We start from the raw sequence: 23,845 nt of genomic DNA on the forward strand, positions 1-23,845 counted from the left end.
TCCTTTCCTAATTACTAACAGTAACCGTGACCTCATTGCTCGCCAACTGATAGTTTACCAATCGGTTTTTTCCAGTTACTTTTAAAGTAACTTTGCTTTCTCCATTTGTAGAAATTCCTTTGAGATCTGCTGTAACAATGATATCTTCTTTATCGATGTTTTGCAACATTTCTTCGCTTCCATATACGGTTACATCTACATTTTTCGGATTTGTCGTTATTTGTTTGCCGTCTAATTCTTTTGCCTGATTTGTGAACTGTATGGAAATATTCTCAATCTTTTTGCTTGTTTCTTTTCCAACAGTAACGCGAATACTAATTTGATTTGCATCTGCACTCGTCACACCGCTAGGCAATGTGATCGGCATATTTAATGTTCGGTTGCTGTTAATTCCCGAAACCGGCAAAGAAACCTCAATTTGGTCAATCTTATCCAAGACGCTTTGTTTGCCGTAAAGTGTAATTTCATTTAATGAAGCAGTGCATGTTTCAATAGCTAATCCATCCTCCATCGAACCTACCGCAACAATTTGGATCGGCACTGTCTTTTTCGGTCGAGTAACCGTAACTTTCGTATGCATGACGTCCGGAATGATATCCACATCCAGTTTCTCTCCTTTTTCATTGTATGCAGCCAATGGTGCATCCACTTCAAAATCGCCATTTACATTTTTGACATCAATCAGTGCCTTTACATAAGATACTTGTTTCAACGTATCTTCACTGGCACGCACATTGACAGTATCACTGTCAAATTGCGGTTCACCCAAATCATACGTAGCATCCATCTGTGCTAAATTGACATAATCATACCCTAAGGTATAGGTCTTCGTCACTTTTTTCTTCAAAACAACATTCACATTCCCTGACTCAATAAAGGCAACGACACGTGACGGTATATTCTTTACTTCTAATTGAATCTCACTGCTGCCTTCACCTAACTGCCGTAGATCTGCTACGACATTCAAGTTATTCTGCTGGCGAATCATCTGCAGATCATTGATATCGCCTTGTAACTGCACATCCACTGTCTCCGGCACGCCGCTGACCTCATAGGTTTCCTCATTGACCAATACGGTAACTGGCTGTGAATAGAAAGTATATACCTGTCTTGTTTCAAAAAGAGAAGATGCATCATCGCTGATATTGACCACTGCATAGACCAGTATCGCCAGTAACAAAGCAACTGCTTTTCCGTATCTTTGTGAAAACAGAATACGGTCGGTCCAAACCGAGATCCATTTATAAAACCGGCTGAACGCTTGTTCTACTTTCGAATACTGTTCAAAAAAGTTCTCTTTGATCTCTTTTCTATCTTCCTTTTTCTTTCGTCTGCGAATCATGAACGATCACTTCCCTTCCGGCGGCGTCTTGAGGTATTCCGCCGTCCTTGCAGTTTGACAACGACTGCTTCTGTTGGAATATAATCATTCTTTTCCTGTAGGGGTGCTGCTTCTTCTTTTAGTACTAGTTCCCCCTCATCTTCATCTTGATCAAACGGTCCATCGATCTGATAGCGTTCCATCAGATATTTGCGTAACTGCGATACACTATATACGCGCAGATCTCCATTTTCCGCAATAGAGATGTTTCCCGTTTCTTCACTAACAATAATCGTAATAGAGTCTGTGATCTCACTGATACCGACTGCTGCGCGATGACGAGCACCATAACTAGTCGGCAGCTCTCTTGTCGTTGGCGGGAAATAAGCGGCTGCGCAGGCAATTTTTACGCCCTGGATGATGACAGCACCGTCATGCAGCGGTGTTCCATATTGAAAGATCGAACACAGCAGTTCACAAGAAACCTGTGAATTCATACTTGTTCCAGTCTTAATATAATCACTGAGATCCTGTCCCTGTTCCAGCGAAATCAATGCACCTGTCTTTGAAGCAGACATCTGTGCACAGGCTTTCACTAATTCGTCCACCAGATGCGCTCTCTCATTGTTCGTCAAAGACACCAAACGTGTTAAAACGCTGGTTTTTCCAAGTTTTTCCAACAGCATTCGAATCTCCGGCTGAAAAATGATCACAACTACGATCACTCCCCAGCTCAGCACCATGTCCGCAATGTAATTGATCGTCGTCAATCCGATCATCATTGCCAATCCTTTTACGATAAAGATAAATAAGATACCTTTGAAGATTTGTATTGTCCTAGAATTATTTCGAACGATACGCAGACCAAAAAAAATCACTGCCCAAACGATTCCAATATCAAGAAGCGCCCGTACGACATTCCATATCTCGTTAATTGTTAAATTAAACATAGACACTCCCTTCTAACATCCATATACTTTATCTCATCAGATCTTTAATACAATCTGCTACAGATAGATAGACTTGTTCACTTTTCTCCCTGATTTCTTCTGGAGCCATTCCCACGCTGAATCCATGGTAAGCTTCGATCATCGGCAGATCATTAAAAGAATCCCCGATCGTATAGACATCGTCATCATCGATTCCAAGATACTGCAATACATATGACAGGCCTTCTGCCTTTGAAATACCAACAGGTACGATGTCGACACAATTGCGATTTGCATAGGCTTCAATATATCCATTAAACTGCTCATTGACATAACGTACGATTCGCTGTGCCAATTCATCATCATTCAATGAAATAACGATCTGTGCGATCTTCCCTCCATTCAACAATGCTTCTTCATCTTTTTCCTGCGGCATATTTGCATATTTTACATCTTCTTGTGAAGGATCGATCACAACACGATGACGGTGAAAACCATCATTCAACACATAGCTTGCACAAGGCAATGTGCGAATATACTCAATAAGCTCCAATGCTTTATCAAAATCCAGATAACTGACCTGCAGACATTTTCCAGATCCGTCATAAACGACACCGCCATTGTTTAATACGATAAAATCACAATGAAAATCATTGTTTTCTAATTCCTGTAAAAAAGATTCCATGCTTCGTCCTGTCACGACAACAAACAGATTTCCAGCATTCTGCCAACGTTTCACTGCATCCAGATCTTCTTCTACCACCTTTGGCTCATAGCGTAGCGTTCCATCATAATCACTGGCTAATAGTTTCATAAGGTGCCCTCCTCACTTTTTTAATCATCCTTATTTTATCACACTCCATCTTCATATTCATTCTTATTTTCGGAAATCAACTGGAGAAATATCCTTCCTTGATGTTTTGACAGAACATATCATTTTATTTTTTCTATTTCGGCTGATCAAAAAAGATATAGACTTTTTTGCATAACACTTTTCTGAGCAGACATACTAGCTACTGGGAGGTGCTAAACAATGGCAAACAAAAAATACCGTCCAGGTATGAACTGTGAGAAAACCGGAAAATATTCCCGTTACAACGCTGATGGAAAATGTGTAAGTGAAGACATTGACGTTGAAAAGGGAAGACGATTCCCACCTGCTCAGGAAGAAGGCTGTTACTATAAAGAACAGTAGTTCTTTCTGAGATAGCCAGAGTCAAAAGGACTCATCCCCAAAAGCCGGCACATGCCGGCTTTTCTTTTTACGATGCGGTTGTTATAATGAGTTGCAAGGAGGAAGATCTATGCATAAATGGCTGTATACAGTGAAAAGTGAAGAAGCACAAATGCGGTTGGATCATTTATTGCGCACTAAGCTGCATCTGACCAGAAAGCAGATCAGCCGATTAAAGTTTATCGAACATGGCATCATGGTCAATCAACATTCCGTAAGAACAAATTATATAGTGAAAAATGGGGATGAGATCGCTTTATTGCTGCAACAGCCCTGCATAAAAAATGAAATTCCGCCATTGAGCATTCCATTATCCATATTATATGAGACAAATGACTTCATTGCCGTACACAAACCCAGCGGTCTTACTTTTCATCCAAGCCCGGGTCATTACTATGATACATTGAGCATCCAATTAGATCATCTGTTAAAAATAAAAGGCAGAGGGACAAGATTGTATGCTGTCGGTCGTTTAGATAAAGATACATCTGGGATTGCTTTATTTGCCAAGCATACGATCGGTGCACAGCGTTTGCTCAAACAAAGGGCAGAAGGCATCTTAAAAAAAGAATACCTGGCTATCGTTCATGGCCATACGCCAGCAAAAGGAACAATTACTTCTCCTATACAGAAAAAAGCGAATATGCTGAATTTTATGGAAGTACATCCAGAGGGAAAAGAAGCCTTTACTCAGTTTGAACAAATCCATGCCAATGAACACTTCTCTCTATTGCGTGTACAGATCAAAAGCGGCAGAACGCATCAGATACGCGTACACATGCAAAGTATCCATCATCCAATCGTAGGGGATCCTCTTTATGGCAACAAAGATGAAAAATACCCATTATGTCTGTTTGCCCACCAATTGCAGCTGCAGGATCCTTTTACAGAAGAAATGATTTATATAGAAGATCCTGACCAGAGCTTTGCTTCTTATTACTACCAAATCTTTAAACTGGAGGATGATGACAATGTTTCAAAAGATGCGCAGAAGTAACCAGCAGCTTTCAAAAGAAGAAAGTGTTCTTTTATTACAACAGTGTCAAAGCGGCATATTAGGTGTGATCGGAGATGACGGTTATCCTTATACGGTCCCTATCAATTACGTTTATCATGATGGCCATATTTATTTTCACTGTGCGAAAGAAGGACATAAACTGGAAGCAATTCAAAAACATGAAAAAGTTTCTTTTACCGTTGTTGCAAAAGAAAAAATAGTACCTTCACAACTGACGACCTTTTTCCAAAGCGTCATCTTATTTGGAAAAGCACATATCATAGAAGATGCGCAGCTGCGTTTACAGACTATCCGTCTTCTTGCATCAAAATACAGTCAGGATAAAGAGAATATAGAAAAGGAAATCAAAACAGAATGGAATCGTCTATGTTGTGTAGACATCGAAATTGAACATATCAGTGGAAAGGAAGCAATTGAATATACAAAAATGAGAAAAAACAGCTGATTACTCAGCTGCTTTATTCGTATACGTATTCGATGCCTCTAAGATCTGCATGAATTCATCACCTGTGATCGTTTCATGCTCATATAAATATTTTGCTAGTTCATGCAATTTCGACATATGATCTTTCAATAGCTGTTTTGCTTCATCATGTGCTTTCTGAATAAGGGCAACCACTTCTTCATCTACCCTTGCCGCTGTTTCGCTGCTGCAAGCAAGAGTTGCATCACCGCCCAGATATTGGTTATTCACAGTCTCTAAAGCGGTCATGCCAAAGGTATCGCTCATACCTAATCGTGTGATCATGGCACGTGCAATCTTTGTTGCTTGTTCAATATCATTGCTGGCACCGCTGGTAATTGAATCAAAGATCAGTTCTTCTGCACAGCGGCCGCCAGTCAAGGTCATGATCTTCGTATACGCTTCTTGTTTGGTCATCAAGTTACGTTCATCTTCTTCGACCTGCATCGTATAACCTAATGCTCCACTGGTCCGCGGTACGATCGTAATCTTATGTACAGGAGCACTTCCTTTGCTTAAAGCCGCAACCAAAGCATGTCCAATTTCATGATAGGAAACGATCATCTTTTCTTTATTTGAAATAACTTTGCCCTTTTTCTGGTAACCGGCTATAACCGTTTCAATTGCTTCTTCCAGATCCTTTTGTACAACAGATTTTCTGCCGTCTTTTACAGCCAATAAAGCAGCTTCATTAATGATATTTGCTAAATCAGCACCGCTGGCACCTGCACTAGCTCTGGCAACTGCATTGAAATCAATTGCAGGAGAGCATTTGACATCTTTTGCATGCACACGCAAGATTGCCTCACGTCCTGCAAGGTCAGGTAATTCAACCGGAATACGGCGATCAAAACGTCCCGGACGCAATAATGCAGGATCCAGACTTTCCGGACGGTTGGTTGCGGCTAAAATAACAACGCCTTTGCTGCCGTCAAAACCATCCATTTCAGCCAACAGCTGATTCAGTGTCTGCTCACGTTCATCATTTCCGCTGATGCCAGCGCCATCACGTTTTTTCCCGATCGTATCGATCTCATCGATAAACACGATACATGGTGCCTTCTCGCGTGCCTGTGAGAATAAATCACGTACTTTAGCAGCACCTCGTCCAACGAACATTTCCACAAATTCACTGCCGCTGATTGAGAAGAATGGAACACCCGCTTCTCCCGCAACAGCTTTGGCCAACAACGTTTTACCAGTTCCAGGAGGCCCTACCAACAAGGCACCTTTTGGCATCTGTGCACCAATTTCTTTATATTTTTCCGGCTTATTCAAGAAATCGACAATTTCTTTCAAAGCTTCTTTTGCCTCATCTTGCCCGGCAACATCTTTAAATGTTTTGCCGTCTTGTGCCGGTACATACATCTTGGCATTGCTTTTGCCTAAATTGCCAAAACCAAAACCGCCGCCGCCAAATGTCATCGAATCATTGCCCATCTTCTTTTGCATTCGTCTAAATAAGAAGGAACCAATGCCCCAGAAAATCAATAACGGCAGGAACAGAGTAATCAAATAAGATATGATCGGGTTCATTTGTTCACTCTGCACTTTTGTGAAAGTTGCTCCTGCTTCATCCAGTCGATCAACCAAACGGGAATCCTGCATCGTGGCTGTTTCATATACGACGGATTCATCGCCTTTCAGCGTATAATAAATTTCTGTATCGTGTACTTCTACCTTTTCTATCTGTTTTTCTTCTATACGATCAAGAAATTCACTGTAGGAAACTTCCTTTATTCGATTGTTATCTAACATTGGGAAAACAATAAAATTAACTGCCAGCAATGCCAGCAAGATCAGAAGATAGTATCGATACAATGGTTTTTTCTGCTTGTTCATACACTTACCTCCCTGTGTTGCTTTTGATTATACTCCTTTTTAGCACTTTTTCAACAAGAGTGCTAAAAGTTACATAATTCCACATAATTTTACGTCTTTGTAATAAAAAAGGAAGCACATAAAGTGTTTCCTGTCTTATTCGAATAACAATTCTACATGATAATGCTCTAACCAGTAGTTGATTTGCAGCAAATACGCAATCGTTTGCGGTGTTGTCATCAACTGCCCATACCAAGGAATGCTGCGTTCTTCTTTTAACAAATTTTCTACTCTTTGCTTTTTTAACAACTTAAACAATGGCGCATCTGCATTCGTTAACACTTCTTGCATCTGCCTGCTGACACATGTGCGATAAAGCGGATGCCATGTTTTTGGATAAGGACTTTTCTTACGCCATAGCACTTCCTGCGGCAATAAACCTTTCATAGCCTCGCGAAGCAGTCCTTTTTCATATCCGTCATGATCTTTCATTTCCCATGGGATGCTGTAAAGATACTTTGCTAACCGTACATCACAAAATGGAACACGCACCTCTAATGATGAGTACATGCTCATTCGATCTTTTCGATCCAGCAAAGTCTGCATGAACCATTTCATGTTCAACATGGTCATTTCACGCAGGCGGCGCTCATTGGGATCAATGCCTTGTACACAATCCGTATGTTTGCAAGTATCTTGATACCAGCTTGTTACATACGCTTTTGGATCGATGTCTTCTAACCATTCATCTTTTAAAAAAGATGCGCGATACTGCGTGGTCTGCGACCAAGGGAATCCCTCTTTCATGCGTATCTGCGGATCTCGAAACCACGGATATCCCCCAAACAGTTCATCTGCACATTCACCTGACAAAGCCACTTTGACGTACTGTGCAATTTCTTTGCAGAACAATAGCAACGAACTGTCGACATCCGCCATGCCTGGCAGATCCCTCGCATCCACTGCAGCATACAAAGCTTCTGCCACATCCTGTGGTTTTAACACGATATGGTGATGTACACTGTGGATACACTTTGTCATCTGTTCAATATAATATGGATCTGCATTCGGCTGAAATTTTGTTGTATGAAAATATTTCGCATTATCCTCATAGTCTAAAGAAAAAGTATGCAATGTCTTTCCTTCTTTAGCAAACTGTTTACTAGCTAAAGCCGTAATGATACTAGAATCCAGACCTCCAGATAAAAAAGTACCAACTTCTACATCAGCCTGCAACTGCCTATGAATGGCATCCGTTACCAGCATCCGTACTTTTTCCACCGTTGTTTCAAATGAATCCTTGTGAACACTATCTTTCATATCCATGTAGATCCACGAATGTATACCATGGATATCGACATATCCGCAAGCACCTGGTTTTAACTCTTTGATTCCTTTAAATACGCCATCTCCGCCGATTCGGCCGGGTCCAAGCAGCATCAGCTGCAAGATACCGTTTCGATCTACCTGAGGTTTTACGAAAGGGTGTGCGAATAATGTTTTGATCTCGCTTCCAAATAGAAATGCATCTTGAACAAATGTATAAAAAAATGGTTTGACTCCCATCGGATCACGTGCAATAAATAACTCTTTGCGATAACAATCCCAAATAGCAAATGCAAAGATTCCATTAAACTTCTCTACACATTTTTCTTTCCATTGCAAATAAGCACACAGCACTACTTCTGTATCGCTATGTGTTGTGAAAGTCCAACCATCTTCTATTAGTTCTTTTCGCAATTCAGAAGTATTATACAGCTCTCCATTATAAACGATACAACAATGTTCCTTCTGCATCGGCTGTCTTCCTCTTTGCAGATCCACAATGCTTAAACGGGCATGGATCAAAGTGACATATTCACTCTCCCAAACACCTTTTTGATCAGGTCCTCTTCGTTTCATCGTCTCTTGCATCGCATTTACATATGCATTCTGCATCGAAAGCAGCGGATGCTCATAATCGACGATTCCAGCAATTCCACACATGGCCATCCTCCTTGCAATATCACTGTATGTTTCATGCAGAAGAGGAATTGGGCAACTGCCTAGATACTAACGATCATAATAAAATTGTGTCCATTTCCCAAAATAAGTATAACAAGGGAACGTTGGATGTTTTTCACGTCTTAATTCATGATTGGCCAAGGCAATGGCATCTTCTTTATTTTTTTCAATATAATCAGGGGTAATCGGACAAGCATGATGACAAGGAAATACTAAGTCCACTTGATCCATCAAAGGCATCAGCTTGTCAAAGCTTGCAATATAAGCATCTAAACTTCGATGTGCCCCGAATAAATAAATCGGCCCTTCTTTTTGCACACTGTCTCCGGGGAACAACAAACGTTTGTTTCTTTCAATAAAAGCAACACTTCCATGCGTATGGCCCGGTATCTCTATGGCTTCTAAACAATAGTCACCACATGTAAAGACATCTCCTTCTTTTAATGGACGTACCTTTTGCTTCTCTTTGATCAATGGCCAATCTCTTTCGTTTACATAGCAGAAATCAAAATCAGCCAATCCTCCGCAATGATCGTGGTCTGCATGGGTCAATATGACTGTGACCGGCAATGAAGTTATTTGCCGCACTTGTTCATATACATGACTGTCTTCAAAGCCCGTATCCATTAATAATGCATCCTTTGCGCCAACAAATAAGAACTGCCGTACACGCTCATCTCCTAAAATAAACAGATGTTCCATATATTCATATGCTTTCATATCATTACCTTCTTCCTGCTTTCAAAATAGCACAAACAGATGGTTCATGCAATTGAGAATTCCGTCAAAATCGATATATACACCCTATATAAAACCGTTCCCAGTTTCCCTTTTTTTTATGTTTCTCCTGTGCTATCATTAACTTAATCATAAAGGTAGAGGTGTTTGTTTTGGGTACTGTTCGAAAGATCACAATGAAAGAAATCGCACAACTAAGCGGCGTAGGCAAAAGTACGGTCTCCCGCTATTTCAATGGCGGTTATGTAAAAGAAGAAACACGTCAAAAAATCGCAAGTGTCATCCAGCAATACAATTATGAACCGAATACTTTTGCTCGTTTAAAAGCAAAAAGCAGCAAGATGATCGGCATCATCGCTCCTTGTTTAGACTCTGTCGTTACATCACAAGTATTGATGAGCATTGATCGTCATCTTCGTCAAGAAGGTTATAGTACCATGATCATCAATACAGATCATCAAGAAGAGCTGGAATTGCAATATTTAGAAAAGTTATGGCGAATGAATGTGGATGGTCTTATCCTAAGTGCTACCCATTTAAGTGAAAAACATTATGATCTGCTTTCACAAATTGACATTCCTGTCGTTGTAGTAGCCCAAAATTATCGTGACGGCGTCTGTATCATCAATGATGATTATTATGGCGGAAAATTTGTGGGTAATTACATTGGGCTTCACCACCATCATCAAGTTGCCTGTTTATGTGTAGATACCTGGGATGAAGCTGTCGGCGTCGTTCGCCGGCAAGGAATCATTGACGGATTAAAAGAAAGCGGTGTAAGTGACCCTTATATTTATCTATCTGATTTTTCATTTGCTCATGCATGTGAACAAGTAAACCGGATCTTGGAAGAACATACGATCGATGCCTTGATTTGTTCTACCGATCGCCAGGCTCTTGGTGCCTATAAAGTTATTCGTGAACACGGTCTGCGCATTCCGCAAGATATTTCGATCATTTCCTTTGGCGGCTATGATATCAGCGAACTGATCACTCCGCGCTTGACCACCGTGCGTTTCGACAGCGAATATAGCGGAAAGTGCTGCGCTCGAACGATCTTACGCATGATCAATGGAGAAGAAGTACAGCCGATTCAATATGTCAACTATACATTTATCGAAGGCGAAAGTGTAAAATGAAACTATTCCAGCTATCCATTAGAATAGTTTAAACAATCATAAGGCAATCTCCAATGATACATATGCATTTATACATGAGGCTGTAACGAAATAGAAGATTTTAATTAAACGAATCTGTCTATTGAGGTTACGACCTCTTTTTTCTTTTCTTTACTTTGAAATTGTTTCAATTCTCCCAATTATCCCTGTTTTTTGGCATTATGAAAACACCTATTGTGGAAAACCCATCAACATTATTTATGCTTGTGCTTTTTTTCTTATTTTTTTGTTATGATATTTCATCAGATTAAAGCCTACGCACACCAACAGGAACTCCATTTCTACATTTTTGATGCTTCTCCTATGTAATCTGTCATAAGCATAATCTTCTTTTATCACTCCAAAAGCTCCTTCGCTTTGTATGGATCTTTGCACTCGATGATGGATTCCTTCTTCGCTATTTAGTTTTTTTCTCGCTGTTCTTTCAAACTCCTCAAGTATCGGATTCACGCTTATCGTTCGATCTCCCTTGGCTTTCGTACATTGAGATTTNAACAGGAACTCCATTTCTACATTTTTGATGCTTCTCCTATGTAATCTGTCATAAGCATAATCTTCTTTTATCACTCCAAATGCTCCTTCGCTTTGTATGGATCTTTGCACTCGATGATGGATTCCTTCTTCGCTATTTAGTTTTTTTCTCGCTGTTCTTTCAAACTCCTCAAGTATCGGATTCACGCTTATCGTTCGATCTCCCTTGGCTTTCGTACATTGAGATTTGAGTGGGCAATCCGTGCATTTGCCACAACTGTGCGTTTGATTGATTCGATAATATTTGCTTCTCTTATCAACCGTTTCATTGATACAGCCAAATTCATGTCCTGCCGGGCAGATATATCTTCCATTTCCATTTCTGTTCCAGTTTGATTTGATGAATGTTTTTTTCTTGTAGCTCGTTTCTTTTTCTTTTGAATACATCATATATTTGATATAGGCTTCCATATCATTTTCTAAACAGAAGAAATAATTATCATAGGATCCATATCCTGCATCCGCTGCTACTGTTTTAGGCATCCTGTTATAAAGTGCTCTGAATGTTTCAAGAAATTTGATAAATGTCTTTTGATCGGTTCTATCCTGATAGATACAAGCCAATTGGATATATTCGCTGCTTACTGCTATCTGTGCATTGTATCCTGCCTTGAAGATTCCTGTCTTCATATAATGGTCCTCTTTCATGTGCATCATCGTTGCATCGTGGTCTGTTTTCGAACAGCTGTTTCTGTCAGGTCCGCATAGTTCAATTCTTTCCAAACAGTTTTGCAGTGTTTCTTTGTATTTCATCAATTCATCATAATAACGCTGGATCTGGCTTTTTCGCTTACCTTTTCCATAAATGAAAGTGATTCCCTCTTGTTCAACGATATGAAAAATTTGGTTAGCCATATTCTCTATGTCTTTTATTGTCCACTCCTCTTTTTGAGATGCTTCAATACGATCACCCAGTTTCTTGACCCATTCGTTTAATCGAGTGAATATTTTATCTCTTGTTTTGATTGCGGTCTTTTTCCAGATGAAAGTAAACTTGTTGGCATTGGCCTCAAGCTTGGTTCCATCAATATAAACCGTATCATGATCAATTGACGGATCTAATATCTCAATTGATTCAAATATATCTCTAAAAATGAATTGGATGTCATATTTTAAATACTTTTGGATGAAACGATGAAATGCCATGTGACTTGGCGTTTCCTCCTGCATCAAGAACATGAAACGGATGTCTGTTCTACAGCTTTTTTCAATATCTCTTAGACTATAAATATGATTCATGAACGCAAACAGGATGACTTTGATCATCTTGAAGGGATTATATTCTTCACGCCCTCTGTGAGCAGGGTGATCAAGATATTTGTTCCAGTTGACTCCTTCCATCACTTCAAGAAAACTGTACACCGGATCAGAAGAATCGATCTTTTTTTCACAATCCAGTGGTAAAATCATCTGAAATGCGGTATAATTCCTATTGCTCAAATAGGAATGATTTAGCTCTAACACTTCGATGTTTTTCATAGCTAAATTATACCAAAAAATGCATCCTTTCTCTTTCGAGATTAGATGCATTTTTTATTTTTGGCTATTCCTTATTCGTTACAGCCTCTTTTTATTTGCTATTTCAATGATACAAAAAGACTCCTCCTGATAAACAATTTTTATCTATTTCAAGGGAATCTTATTTTAATTGAAATAAATTATGGCAGCATGTCCAAAGATACTTTTCTACACTTTTGCATTCATTGTATATACAATTCCATCTGCAAAAGCATCCAGTTCTTATTCTTTGCTGTTTTGCAGTGTGGAAACAACAGTCATCTCTGTATCCAATATGCTCATCTGCTTCATTTCTTCATCTAAGAACTGATGGATCAGTGAATCGGCTTTGGGCGTCCATGAACCATTTTCAATGATATCACATATGCGGTTTTGCACATTCAATACTTTCATATCGATCAACAGGTTATGCATCAATGAGTAAATGCCCAAATTATACGTAACCGAAGAAAATACAATATGGCTGTATTGAAATGTTTCTGCAATTAAAGTAGAGAAATGTGTATTTGATACATCATACACTGCCACATCCTGAATACCGCGTTCTGCTAGTTTACCAGCCAATGACTGTGCAACAGTTTCTGTATTGCCATACATGGAAGCATAAACGATCAATACTCCTTCTTTCTCTGGTGTATAGGTGCTCCAATGTTGATATTTATCAAACAGATAGTCAAAATCAAATTCATCGTTAAACAATTTACCCTCTAACGCTCCAAAAGAGCCAAAAGCATCTACGGAGAAACAATGCTAGGTTTGCCAAACGTCATCGTATCGCCGCCCATTCCACCATATTCTTTTGGAAACAGATTATTCTGATCCATCATAAATGCAATTGGTTTGATTTCTTTCTCAGCAAACGCGCGTACTTTCTTGCTCCTTGCTTATAGTAAACTTCATGTTTTCCTCCTTTTGGCATATTTTACCTGCCTCTATGCTCAGCATAGCAAAAGGAAATCGCTTACACAAAAGTAATGCCCAACTTTTTTTGCACTAAAAAAGCGAATATCTGCATCCGCAAATATTCGCTGAAAGATCATCCTTTTCAAAGATGACTCTGATTTTTGTTAAAACTGATAATGAATGATCTCTTTATATTCATTAAATAATTTTTGATTCAGTTCATCACCGCCATCAATATTCGCACTATAGAAAATCGGAGGATTTTTCATACCGCAATCGACTAATTTTTGCGTTAAAGCTGCAACAATGGCATTTAACATCATTGCTCCAATTACCGTAGAAGTAGGAGATACCTTTTGATCCAATCCTTCGATTTCTACACAGGCATCGCCAACATCACCATGATTATCTAAGATGATATCTGCAAATTCATATAATTTCTTATTCGATGGATGTCTGGAAGTCACTTCTTTCGAATATGCCAGATTTGTAATGGCTATCACCTGGGCGCCTTTTTCTTTTGCGGCCATCGCTATTTCAATAGAAACCGGATTCCTTCCAGATACAGAATGAATGATGACTACATCTCCTTCTTTGATATCTGCTTTACTGTTCGCTAAGATCGTTCCATAACCAACACATCGTTCCATTTTGCTTGTCATAGTAATTGGTTTCGTGTCCACCATGATTTCTCTTCCAAAGATGGGATTGAACAACATTAATCCGCCAGCGCGATAAAATAACTCTTCGCTTAAGATACCGGCATGGCTGGCTCCAAAAGTATAAATCGATTTTTTATTTAATACTGCTTCTGCCAGCAAGTCTACACATGCTTCCATGGCAGCACTTTCTTCTTTTTCAATAATATCCATTAACTCATGGATTCGCTGTAAATATTTAAATTCCATACTATGCAATCAATCCTGCAATGAAGCCTTCTACAATTCCCCATAAAGAGAAGTCTTGACCGCCATATACCAGCATCCATTGCTGGATTGTATTATTGAAGAAGTATGCTCCGAAACCAACTAAGAATACCATAACAATACCACAAGCAGCTGCACCAATGATACATCCGCGAATTCCACCTTTTGCATTACCTATGATGGCAGCACATCCTGTTTCAAAGAAACAAGTCGAAATTAACGGAATGACCACAGTTGGGAACATGCCTGATGTTAACAGCAAGGTAATGATGGACGTGATCATTGCAACAATAAATCCAATCAACAACGCATTTGGTGCATAAGGGAAAATAACCGGTACATCCAATGCAGGAATAGCATTTGGAACCACTTTATCGGCAATTCCTTTGAATGCAGGTACAATTTCAGCAATCATCATACGTACACCTTGCAGCATAATGGTAATACCAACACCAAAGTATATTGCATGAGTAAAAATGTATGTGAAGACGCCAGTCGTACCTCCTGCATATCCCCAGATCTCGCCTGGATCTTTTCCATTCGCCACTAATATAAAGTAAAGCACGATATACGTAACGGCAATCGTAATAGATCCTGTGATCGAGATTTCACGCAAGAAGCCTAATGATTTTGGTACATTTAAATCTTCAGTAGAATGTTTCTTATTACCAAATACACTAGCTAATCCGGCAGATAACAGAGAAAGACAAGTTGTAGGATGACCAATCGTAAATGAATCCTCCCCTGTAACAGATCTTACTAATGGTCTCATCAAATTTGGTGAAATAATCATGTATAATGCTGTAAATACGGCTGCTAAACCAATTAATTTACCACCTGTCAGCCCTGCATCTACTCCTGCAGCGATAAATACAAACGGGAACCAATATAACATATGTCCTGTTAGGAAGATTGATTTCCATTTAGTAAAACGAGCAACCAACAAGTTAATAGCAAACGCTACGATCATAACGATACCGATCTGTGTACCATACTCAGCACCAATATCGACCGTAGTTGATGGAATCGCACTAGGAGTAATCGCATTAAACGCCAGAGAAATTCCATCAATTGAATTTCCTGTAATCAAACCAGTACCACAAGAAAGAATGAAAAAACCAATCGCTGTCGTTAATGTACCGCGAACAATTTCAGAAAAAGACTTCTTTTGCAAGATCAACCCGATACAGGCAATCAATGCCAAAAAGATAGCCCCCTGGTTAAAGATTTCATTAATGATAAAATTCAAAATTCCCATAATCTTTTCTCCTTTTTTACTTTAGTGATTCAAGATAAGCTAGTGTTTTCTCTTCTACCTCGGCCTTGTTCATGAAGTTTTTCAATGCAATGACTGGTACAGGCGCACGATCTTTAATACGATCTGCCAGTTCTTCAGAAATAAAGATGACATCACATTCATTTGCACAACAAGAACCAACGTCTCCACAGAATGCCTCAATTTCATAATTATGCTTTTTTGCAATTGATTCAATATTCATTCGCAACATTAGAGACGATCCACATCCAAAACCACAAACTGTCTGAATTTTTGGAATTTTCATTTCAACCTCACTCCTTTCTCCTATTTATCCTGAAACAAAGAATACAATTCTTCTTCGTTTTTACAGGCAATCATTTTTTCTACGATATCTTGATCCATTAATATCTCTGCGATTTTCTGCAATTTGTTGATATGGCTTGTCTTATCAGTACAAGCTAAACACATAACGATTCGCACCGGATCATGCTTGCAATGAAATAAAATGTCATTTTTAAATGTAGCAATCGATATGTCACTTTGCTTAACTTCGGCACATGGTGCAGCATGTGCCAATGCAAACTGAGGCATTATGACGATATATGGTCCAAGAGTATTTACGCTGTCAATCATATTTTGTACATATTGCTTGCTGATCGCTCCTTGTTTTACTAACGGCTGGGCTGCAATTTGAATTGCTTCTTCCCAGTCTTTTGCTGTCTTTCCTACTTGAATATTCTCCAATCGAATTCCTGTACTCATATTCCCTCTCCTAATCATGTAAACCTAATATGGAACAAACATCAGATAATTCATTCATCTTTTGAACATTTTCTTTTTTATCAAGAATATTTGCAATATTCATCATCTGGTTTTGCTCTTTATCATACACACCTAACACAACGATCATATTGATCTGTTTAATATTAAACGAACCAAATGGAAGTTCATTCTTTAACACCAATAACGATACACAATTTTGACGAACACCATCTTCCTTGCTTGCATGTACATAGGCAACTTTTGGTGTAAACACCATATATGTGCCATAATCATTGACTGCATTGATCATTGCCTGTACATATTTTTGATTAATATAATTTTTCCTTATCAATGGTTTTGCTGCCATGCGAATAGCTTCTTCCCATGAAATATTTTTTTCAAAACAAATCTGTACATGATCATATGGGATATACTCTTTTAAAAAGTGCCTGTCTTGCTTTTGATCATTCTTTTTTGAAAAAAATAAAGAACACATCTTTGAAAAAGACTTTTGAAATAATGTATCCCTGATAATTTCAATATCGCTTTGTTTCAAGAGCGGATGAATATACAACACGGATTCATCTTCTATTTCAAATTCATTTGTAGATAAAATCAGATCTACTGTATTCTGTTTTAGATATTCTTTCGCTTCTTCAATAGAATAAGGGCCAATGATGTCACAATCGCCAAATATTTGATACATCCTTGCTTTTAGTATGGAACTGGTTGCTAACCCAAAAGCACAAATGATCATGATGCGTACACGCAATGATTCCTGAATTCCCGTTTCAAAAATGGAGGCTAAGTACAATGCAATATAAGAAATTTCATTTTCATCAAAAGATAAATCATAATTTTCCTCAACAACTTTTATTTTTTTCTTTGTAAACTCATAAATGACAGGAATCGTATAGTATACTTGTTCTATCAGTTCGTTCCGTATATGGATATTATTTTGACATCTATATATGGCTGCCTTCATGTGTAAATGCAATCCATGAATCGTATCCTGTAATGACTCCCGGTCAAAGTCATGAATATCCTGCAATTCATCAATCAAATATTCAGAAATAGCACGAGCTTCATGCAGAATTTCATCTTCATCAGTCATCCGCCCTTCTATACGTTCCGATACCAGAATAGAACTAATATATTCTATTTCTAAATCTGCAGATATATACTGATGCAGGATGCCTGCTATCTTTTCTACTTCTTCATTGGTCATTTTTAAATTGGAAGTTTCTTTTAAATAATGTTTATGATCGATCCGATCAAGTACAAATGCTAAAATTAACTCTACCCGCTTTTTATCCAAATATTTATAATGCAATACTGTCTGTATTTTGTTGATCATGGCATTGCATATATCTATATATTTTTTCATCACCTGATTATGACAACAAACTTCCAATATTACACGCGAATGATCACTGCATAAAATCAAATCTAAGAAACGGCGCCGTATTTCTATTTCTTCTCCTTCAACATGCAGTCCAACTCCCTGCACCTTTTTTATTTGTATATGATTTTCATTTAAATTTCTTTTTATTTCTTCAAAATCATTTATGACCGTTTGCTTGCTGACATAACAAAAATTGGCAATTTTTTGAAAGGTTATGTTAGGAAAAATCAATAATAGAGTTTGCGCGATTGCTAACCTTTCGCTCTTGGAATAAACAATATTTTCCTGCTTATTCAAAATTGATCCCAATTTTTTTATTGCATCGCTTCCTGCTTGAATATAAACACCTTTTCCTTGTTTACGAATCAATAGAACATCATTCTCTTTTAAAAAAAGCTGTACATGATCCAGATCTTTTCGTATCGTTCGTGAACTAACTGCATAAAAGCTTGCTAACTCCTTACTTGTCACAAAAATGTTTTTTTCAAGCAGGAATTCAATGATCTCTTTTTGTCTTGTAGTTAATGTGATCATATTTCTTCTCCTAATAACAAAATAAATTATTTACATTTATTTCTCAACAACAAATAAGTTCCCCTATTGTGGAACTTTTTTTAACATCTATGGATGATCTATCATCTATATTTCTATATGAAAACAGATGCTTTTCTTCCTCTTTAAAACGAAAGAAAAGCATCTGTTAAGCACTCTGTATTGTTCTTTTTAAGTTAAGAATTATTTTTTTCTACCCTGGAATCTTTATAGACCTCATCCGAAAGATTCTCTTTTACTGTCTGTAAATCGCTATAACAGCGAGAAAAATTCTCAATTGCTTTTGCATCTGTTTTTTCATCCTCATATGAATAAATTTCAGTAATATTCAGATCGTTTGATGTCGAACTCAAGTCTAATGTATATTCACTAGAAATCGGCGAAATACGCACACTGTAATAATCTGTATTTTGTTCTGTTTTGTATTCATCTTCTTCACTTACATTCACACGATAAATGTAATACGCACTGCCTTCTCCAAAGTATTCACTATACTCATAATAGACAGCTATCATATCCATGCTGTTTATTGTGATCTTTTCTGGGCCGAATACATTTCCTTCTGCTTCCATGATCTTTTCGTTTAATGCATCCTTTGTAGATTGTTCGAACTGTTGTGAAATTTCGACAGGAATATCTGCAAAACTGCGGTACACTTCTGTCAAGCCTTCTACTTCGACCTCCCGTTGTGCATTTTCTACTTTTAATTTCAAGCTGCGTGCAGTTTCCTCACTATAGTTTGCTGTTATCGTAGTCGTATCTCCATTGGATAAAGCTCCGTCATTTTCTACGACATAATCGACATCATATACAAAGGAAGCAATCTCTGGATTATTGATGTCATAATCGACATCACAGCTTACGTATGCGCTGCCTTCTCCATTATAGCCGTCAAAAGTGACCTCACAAGAGCTTGTCAAATCAATTGGCGTGGTACGGGTAGCCGACCAAATGGATACAGCTATGATGATGACGAATACGATTGCTGCAATCACACCAAAAATCTTGATATTCTTCTTCCCTTTTTCGCTCTTCGCGTACGTTCGCCATTTCTGTGATAATTTTGCTGTTCCCTGCGCCATCTCTTCAGCGGCTTTCTTGGCTGCAGTTGCTGCTGCATCGCCTGCTTGTTTAGCCGTAGCCTGCATTTGAGAAAGATCTTCCTGCGACAGTTCTTCTCCCTTTTTGATAAAGCATAAATAACCCGCCATCACACCGATCACCAGCTGCAACAAGATCATCAAGATCAACCATACATCTGCATTTGCTCCAGAATACGCTAAAGACCAAATTGCAGAAAAATTACCGCTTAATAACTGCTGGATCGCTCTCACTGCCGAAAAGCTGAGCAATGCCATCAAAAGTGCAGCGACGCTGCAGCCTCCTAAAATATACAATGTCATATTCTTTTGCTTTAAATAGAAGATGACAAAAGCATGGCACAAAACACCAAGCAAGAGCAGTACAAAATTTATGTAGAACAATGTACATAAAACGGATATCATGGAAAGAATGCTTTGATAGTTTCCGCTGCTCATCGCAATAAAATAAATTGCCAACATGAGAACACCCAGAATACCATCAGCGAAAGATAGGTACAAACAACGTTTCCGTGTAATGTATTGTTTTAATTTTTCCATCCCTGTTCCTCCTAAGTTTAATTGATTATATTATATCACATAATTTCACACAGTCATTATTTGAGCTGGTTAAAAATGCAAGAAACAACTAAAAATGATTGTCCTGTAAATATAGAAAAGATGTATTTATATCTTTACGAAATACCCGAAACTAAAATTTTATGGAATCGGTACCAGATTTTTAGTGAAATCTATTGACATTCATTGTAAGCGGTTATAAAATAACAATGTAACTGATGTGGTACCGATTCCACATATGCCGCATAAGAGGAGGATACGATTATGGATTATGCTGCAATTGCTGCACAGATCATTGAACATGTCGGCGGAAAAGACAATATCCGTAGTGTTCAGCACTGTGCGACCCGACTACGTTTTCAATTAAAAAATGCAGATCTTCGTAATGAAGAAGCAATTACAGACATTGAAGCTGTCAAAGGTGTCTTCATGACAAACAGTCAGTTTCAGATCATCTTAGGCTCTGGTTTAGTAAATCTTGTTTGTGACGAGGTGCAAAAACAAATTGGCATGACAACCGACAGTGCACCTGTCGAAGAAGAAAAACAAGGTTCTGCCGTTCAGCGCTTTATTAAAATGTTCTCAGATATCTTTGTGCCGATCATTCCAGCCATCGTTGCGGGCGGTCTGCTCATGGGTATCAACAATGTATTGACTGCAGCAATGTTCGAAGGTGGAAAATCGATCATCGACATGTTTCCGCAGTTTCGCGACTTGGCAAGTGCTATTAATATTTTTGCCAATGCGCCATTTACTTTCCTGCCTGTATTGATCGGCTTCTCTGCTACAAAGCGTTTTGGAGGCAACCCTTATTTAGGTGCTGCGATGGGAATGATCATGGTCCATCCTGACCTGTTAAATGCCTATTCGCTTGGTACCGGTGTAGAAGTCCCTACCTGGAATTTATTTGGTCTCAGTGTGCAGGCTGTCGGTTATCAAGGAACTGTCTTGCCAGTACTTGCGGTTTCCTGGATCTTGGCAAATATTGAAAAACGTTTGCATAAAGTAACACCTACCTGGTTAGATAATTTGACTACGCCGTTATTGTCCATCATGGTTACTGCATTCATCACCTTCTTGTTTGTTGGTCCAGTATTACGCGGTGCCGGCAACATCTTGGCGGATGGCATTACATGGCTGTATAACACATTAGGTCCAATTGGCGGCGGTTTATTCGGCTTAGTCTATGCTCCGATCACTTTGACTGGCATGCATCATTCTTTCATACCGATCGAAACACAGTTATTAGCTTCCATCGCTGTCACTGGCGGAAGTTTCATCTTTATCACAGCTTCCATGAACAATGTTGCGCAAGGTGCTGCTGTATTGGCCGTTCTCTTTAAAACCAAAGATGTGAAGTTAAAATCTATCTGTAGTGCCGCTGGAGTCAGTGCTTTATTAGGTATCACAGAACCGGCGATGTTTGGTGTCACTTTAAAGCTTCGTTATCCATTTTATGCTGCCATGGCAGGATCTGCAGTCGGCAGCGCATGGTGTGCCTTGTTCCATATCTTGGCACAGGCATTAGGTGCTGCCGGATTGCCTGGTTTCATCTCTGTTTTGCCGCAGGATTGGGCAATGTTTGGAATCGGATTGCTATTATCTATGCTGACATCTGCTATCGTAACTTTATTCTTCTGGAATAAAATAGAAGAAAGCAGCCAGACTGAGAAGAAACAATCAAAGAAAGAAGAAACACCTGTTATCGATGAAGAACAGCCGTTGGTTTTATTGAGCGCAGTCAACGGTAAAGTACAAGATGTTACGAAATCAAGCGATGCAGCATTTGCAAGCGGGGGCATGGGCAAAGGTGTCTGCATCGATCCAACAGACAACATGATCTATGCGCCATGCGATGGCAAAATTGCCTTTACGTTTCCAACCAAACACGCGCTGGGTCTTGTCAGTGATCAAGGAGTAGAAATTATGATCCATTGCGGTATCGATACCGTGAATATGGAAGGGGAAGGATTTGAAACACTTGTATCGCAAGGGGAACATGTACACGCGCACACACCTCTGATCCGCTTCGACAGCGAGAAGATCAAGGCTGCCGGCAACAGCGATCAAACGATGATGATCATTACCAATAGTGATCAATATGATATAGAAATACATGAACATGAAGCCGCTGGTTTTGATGCACCAGCCATCACAGTTAGGAAGAAAGCAAATGATTAAAAAATACCATCCCGTTTATAAAGAAGAATATGAACAATGGATTGCCGCACATCAACAAGAAATTGAAGAAGTAAGCAAAGATCCAAGACGATTGCATTATCACTTAATGCCAAAGATCGGCTGGTTAAATGATCCAAACGGGCTTTGCCAATTGAAAGGTACCTATCACATTTATTACCAGTATGATCCTTTTGATGTCAGAGGAGAACTAAAACTCTGGCAGCATGTTACTACAAAAGATTTTATTCATTATGAAGAACAGGAACCATTTTTATTCCCGGACAGTGAATTAGATACACACGGCGCTTATTCAGGTTCAGCTTTTATTCAAGGAGATACGATTCATTACTTTTATACAGGCAATATCAAACTGTTTGATCGTGATGACTATGATTACATTCACAATGGACGTGTTGCCAATACGATTCATTTAACAAGCAAAGACGGTGTCCACTTTGATGAAAAGCAGCTGGTCATGGGCATGCAAGATTATCCAAAAGGGTTTACACAGCATATTCGCGATCCCAAAATAATAGAAGAAGACGGAATATTCTATATGGTACAAGGTGCCCGCGATATGAAAGATCATGGTGCGATCTTGCTCTTTGCTTCCCAAGATCTGAATCATTGGCAGTATGTACGCAGTTTGCAAAGCGACGAGCCGTTTGGCTATATGTGGGAATGTCCGGATCTCTTTGAATTAGAAGGACAAAAAATACTGATTACTTGCCCGCAAGGAGTAGATACGCAAGGCGTGGATTATGCCAATGTGCATTCTACTGTTTGGATGCAGGTAGATGGTACAATAAAAGATTCCCTTCGCATTTCACAGATTCATCAGTTAGATCGCGGTTTTGATTTCTATGCACCGCAGTCTTTCCAAGACGAACAGGGAAGACGGATCCTGATTGGCTGGATGGGCATTCCGGATGCGGATTATACAAATCCGACAACGGAAGACGGATGGCAGCATGCGCTGACGATTCCCCGCGAATTGCACTGGAAAGACGGCAAATTATTTCAACAGCCATTGAGTGAATTAAAAGTATTGCGTAAAGAAACACTGCATTTTAATGCAAAAAGTTTATGTGAAAGACAATACGATGGCGAATGCTATGAATTAGAAGCATTGTTCCAGGAATGTGAACAGATGACCCTTTCTTTGAATGAAGAAATACAGATTACTTATCAAGATCACTTGTTCACTCTTGATATCACAAAATGCGGTTACAAGCGCACTACCCGCAGTGTCTATCTCGATTCATTAAACAATATGCGTATTTTCTCAGATACTTCCTCATTAGAAATATTTCTCAATGACGGCAGTGAAGTTTTTACGACAAGAATTTATCCAACACGTCCAAGATGTGTTACACTAAATACAAAAGAAGGGGATACAAAGATTACACTCTATCCTCTAACTGCACATCAAGTCAAATAAAGGA

At 38.9% G+C, this 23,845-nt stretch carries 20 protein-coding genes; 6 read left to right on the plus strand and 14 right to left on the minus strand.

The genetic code is table 11. The features are described 5' to 3' along the window. Window positions 1-7: 7 nt before the first annotated feature. The 3 genes from BQ9859_RS03900 to BQ9859_RS03910 are packed head-to-tail and all read right to left on the minus strand — an operon-like array spanning window position 8 to window position 3,064. On the minus strand, window positions 8-1,342 hold the full coding sequence (locus tag BQ9859_RS03900; protein WP_083662642.1) for a CdaR family protein: 1,335 nt from the start codon (window positions 1,340-1,342) through the stop codon (window positions 8-10). Beyond that, the gene (gene cdaA, locus BQ9859_RS03905) at window positions 1,339-2,271 is read right to left on the minus strand and encodes a diadenylate cyclase CdaA (protein ID WP_083662644.1); all 933 of its coding nucleotides are present in this window, start codon (window positions 2,269-2,271) and stop codon (window positions 1,339-1,341) included. Before cdaA ends, BQ9859_RS03900 begins: the two co-directional genes overlap by 4 nt. Before the next feature lie 28 nt (window positions 2,272-2,299). Beyond that, window positions 2,300-3,064: an HAD-IIB family hydrolase gene (locus BQ9859_RS03910; RefSeq protein WP_075876969.1), complete on the minus strand. Its 765-nt coding sequence runs from the start codon at window positions 3,062-3,064 to the stop codon at window positions 2,300-2,302. Window positions 3,065-3,283: 219 nt separating this feature from the next. On the opposite strand from BQ9859_RS03910, the gene BQ9859_RS12585 reads away from it, so the two are divergent. The 3 genes from BQ9859_RS12585 (at window position 3,284) to BQ9859_RS03920 (ending at window position 4,947) form a co-directional block, all read left to right on the plus strand. Next, window positions 3,284-3,445: a hypothetical protein gene (locus BQ9859_RS12585; protein ID WP_178682797.1), complete on the plus strand. Its 162-nt coding sequence runs from the start codon at window positions 3,284-3,286 to the stop codon at window positions 3,443-3,445. Between the two features lie 109 nt (window positions 3,446-3,554). Beyond that, window positions 3,555-4,481 (plus strand): RluA family pseudouridine synthase, encoded by a 927-nt coding sequence (locus BQ9859_RS03915; protein WP_075876970.1) that lies wholly within the window; start codon window positions 3,555-3,557, stop codon window positions 4,479-4,481. Further along, complete coding sequence (locus tag BQ9859_RS03920; protein ID WP_075876971.1) at window positions 4,456-4,947, plus strand: pyridoxamine 5'-phosphate oxidase family protein; 492 nt, start codon at window positions 4,456-4,458, stop codon at window positions 4,945-4,947. The genes BQ9859_RS03915 and BQ9859_RS03920 overlap by 26 nt, the downstream gene beginning before the upstream one ends. On the opposite strand, the gene ftsH is transcribed toward BQ9859_RS03920, so the two are convergent. The 3 genes from ftsH to BQ9859_RS03935 all read right to left on the minus strand — a co-directional run bounded on the left by ftsH (window position 4,948) and on the right by BQ9859_RS03935 (window position 9,510). Beyond that, on the minus strand, window positions 4,948-6,807 hold the full coding sequence (gene ftsH / locus BQ9859_RS03925; RefSeq protein ID WP_075876972.1) for an ATP-dependent zinc metalloprotease FtsH: 1,860 nt from the start codon (window positions 6,805-6,807) through the stop codon (window positions 4,948-4,950). A gap of 135 nt (window positions 6,808-6,942) precedes the next feature. Beyond that, a complete protein-coding gene (gene asnB, locus BQ9859_RS03930) occupies window positions 6,943-8,772 on the minus strand; it encodes an asparagine synthase (glutamine-hydrolyzing) (protein WP_075876973.1) in 1,830 nt (609 codons plus the stop codon). 66 nt (window positions 8,773-8,838) lie between these two features. After that, window positions 8,839-9,510: an MBL fold metallo-hydrolase gene (locus BQ9859_RS03935; protein WP_075876974.1), complete on the minus strand. Its 672-nt coding sequence runs from the start codon at window positions 9,508-9,510 to the stop codon at window positions 8,839-8,841. A gap of 170 nt (window positions 9,511-9,680) precedes the next feature. Between BQ9859_RS03935 and BQ9859_RS03940 the strand changes: the two genes are divergently transcribed. After that, window positions 9,681-10,667 (plus strand): LacI family DNA-binding transcriptional regulator, encoded by a 987-nt coding sequence (locus BQ9859_RS03940; RefSeq protein WP_235846387.1) that lies wholly within the window; start codon window positions 9,681-9,683, stop codon window positions 10,665-10,667. Window positions 10,668-10,904: 237 nt separating this feature from the next. Here the strand turns inward: BQ9859_RS03940 and BQ9859_RS03945 are convergent, their stop codons facing one another. From BQ9859_RS03945 to BQ9859_RS03980, 8 genes are all read right to left on the minus strand, one after another. Beyond that, window positions 10,905-12,767, minus strand: coding sequence for an IS1182 family transposase (locus BQ9859_RS03945; RefSeq protein WP_143404371.1), 1,863 nt, complete (start codon window positions 12,765-12,767; stop codon window positions 10,905-10,907). A 210-nt stretch (window positions 12,768-12,977) separates the two neighbouring features. Further along, complete coding sequence (locus BQ9859_RS03950) at window positions 12,978-13,454, minus strand: flavodoxin domain-containing protein (RefSeq protein WP_075876976.1); 477 nt, start codon at window positions 13,452-13,454, stop codon at window positions 12,978-12,980. A 368-nt stretch (window positions 13,455-13,822) separates the two neighbouring features. Then, entirely contained in the window at window positions 13,823-14,566 is a 744-nt protein-coding gene (locus BQ9859_RS03955; RefSeq protein ID WP_075876977.1) for an SIS domain-containing protein, read from the minus strand. A 1-nt stretch (window position 14,567) separates the two neighbouring features. Beyond that, window positions 14,568-15,842, minus strand: coding sequence for a PTS ascorbate transporter subunit IIC (locus BQ9859_RS03960; RefSeq protein ID WP_075876978.1), 1,275 nt, complete (start codon window positions 15,840-15,842; stop codon window positions 14,568-14,570). A gap of 16 nt (window positions 15,843-15,858) precedes the next feature. Continuing rightward, window positions 15,859-16,146, minus strand: coding sequence for a PTS sugar transporter subunit IIB (locus BQ9859_RS03965; protein WP_075876979.1), 288 nt, complete (start codon window positions 16,144-16,146; stop codon window positions 15,859-15,861). 20 nt (window positions 16,147-16,166) lie between these two features. After that, window positions 16,167-16,604 carry a PTS sugar transporter subunit IIA gene (locus BQ9859_RS03970; RefSeq protein ID WP_075876980.1) on the minus strand — a complete coding sequence of 146 codons (438 nt, stop codon included), beginning with the start codon at window positions 16,602-16,604 and terminating at the stop codon, window positions 16,167-16,169. 10 nt (window positions 16,605-16,614) lie between these two features. Continuing rightward, window positions 16,615-18,543: a BglG family transcription antiterminator gene (locus BQ9859_RS03975; protein WP_075876981.1), complete on the minus strand. Its 1,929-nt coding sequence runs from the start codon at window positions 18,541-18,543 to the stop codon at window positions 16,615-16,617. Between the two features lie 194 nt (window positions 18,544-18,737). Then, a complete protein-coding gene (locus BQ9859_RS03980) occupies window positions 18,738-20,201 on the minus strand; it encodes a hypothetical protein (RefSeq protein ID WP_075876982.1) in 1,464 nt (487 codons plus the stop codon). 282 nt (window positions 20,202-20,483) lie between these two features. Between BQ9859_RS03980 and BQ9859_RS03985 the strand changes: the two genes are divergently transcribed. Next, on the plus strand, window positions 20,484-22,400 hold the full coding sequence (locus BQ9859_RS03985) for a sucrose-specific PTS transporter subunit IIBC (protein WP_075876983.1): 1,917 nt from the start codon (window positions 20,484-20,486) through the stop codon (window positions 22,398-22,400). After that, complete coding sequence (locus BQ9859_RS03990; protein ID WP_075876984.1) at window positions 22,393-23,841, plus strand: glycoside hydrolase family 32 protein; 1,449 nt, start codon at window positions 22,393-22,395, stop codon at window positions 23,839-23,841. The genes BQ9859_RS03985 and BQ9859_RS03990 overlap by 8 nt, the downstream gene beginning before the upstream one ends. Window positions 23,842-23,845: the final 4 nt, after the last annotated feature.

The organism is Merdibacter massiliensis (genome assembly GCF_900155395.1).
Taxonomy (GTDB): Bacteria; Bacillota_I; Bacilli_A; order Erysipelotrichales; family Erysipelotrichaceae; genus Merdibacter; species Merdibacter massiliensis.

What these genes read in the sequence shown, in the direction of transcription:
- BQ9859_RS03900 (WP_083662642.1), bottom strand. Translation starts at nt 1,342, where the DNA reads ATGATTCGCAGACGAAAGAAAAAGGAAGATAGAAAAGAGATCAAAGAG.
- cdaA (WP_083662644.1), bottom strand. Translation starts at nt 2,271, where the DNA reads ATGTTTAATTTAACAATTAACGAGATATGGAATGTCGTACGGGCGCTT.
- BQ9859_RS03910 (WP_075876969.1), bottom strand. Translation starts at nt 3,064, where the DNA reads ATGAAACTATTAGCCAGTGATTATGATGGAACGCTACGCTATGAGCCA.
- BQ9859_RS12585 (WP_178682797.1), top strand. Translation starts at nt 3,284, where the DNA reads ATGGCAAACAAAAAATACCGTCCAGGTATGAACTGTGAGAAAACCGGA.
- BQ9859_RS03915 (WP_075876970.1), top strand. Translation starts at nt 3,555, where the DNA reads ATGCATAAATGGCTGTATACAGTGAAAAGTGAAGAAGCACAAATGCGG.
- BQ9859_RS03920 (WP_075876971.1), top strand. Translation starts at nt 4,456, where the DNA reads ATGTTTCAAAAGATGCGCAGAAGTAACCAGCAGCTTTCAAAAGAAGAA.
- ftsH (WP_075876972.1), bottom strand. Translation starts at nt 6,807, where the DNA reads ATGAACAAGCAGAAAAAACCATTGTATCGATACTATCTTCTGATCTTG.
- asnB (WP_075876973.1), bottom strand. Translation starts at nt 8,772, where the DNA reads ATGTGTGGAATTGCTGGAATCGTCGATTATGAGCATCCGCTGCTTTCG.
- BQ9859_RS03935 (WP_075876974.1), bottom strand. Translation starts at nt 9,510, where the DNA reads ATGAAAGCATATGAATATATGGAACATCTGTTTATTTTAGGAGATGAG.
- BQ9859_RS03955 (WP_075876977.1), bottom strand. Translation starts at nt 14,566, where the DNA reads ATGGAATTTAAATATTTACAGCGAATCCATGAGTTAATGGATATTATT.
- BQ9859_RS03960 (WP_075876978.1), bottom strand. Translation starts at nt 15,842, where the DNA reads ATGGGAATTTTGAATTTTATCATTAATGAAATCTTTAACCAGGGGGCT.
- BQ9859_RS03965 (WP_075876979.1), bottom strand. Translation starts at nt 16,146, where the DNA reads ATGAAAATTCCAAAAATTCAGACAGTTTGTGGTTTTGGATGTGGATCG.
- BQ9859_RS03970 (WP_075876980.1), bottom strand. Translation starts at nt 16,604, where the DNA reads ATGAGTACAGGAATTCGATTGGAGAATATTCAAGTAGGAAAGACAGCA.
- BQ9859_RS03975 (WP_075876981.1), bottom strand. Translation starts at nt 18,543, where the DNA reads ATGATCACATTAACTACAAGACAAAAAGAGATCATTGAATTCCTGCTT.
- BQ9859_RS03980 (WP_075876982.1), bottom strand. Translation starts at nt 20,201, where the DNA reads ATGGAAAAATTAAAACAATACATTACACGGAAACGTTGTTTGTACCTA.
- BQ9859_RS03985 (WP_075876983.1), top strand. Translation starts at nt 20,484, where the DNA reads ATGGATTATGCTGCAATTGCTGCACAGATCATTGAACATGTCGGCGGA.
- BQ9859_RS03990 (WP_075876984.1), top strand. Translation starts at nt 22,393, where the DNA reads ATGATTAAAAAATACCATCCCGTTTATAAAGAAGAATATGAACAATGG.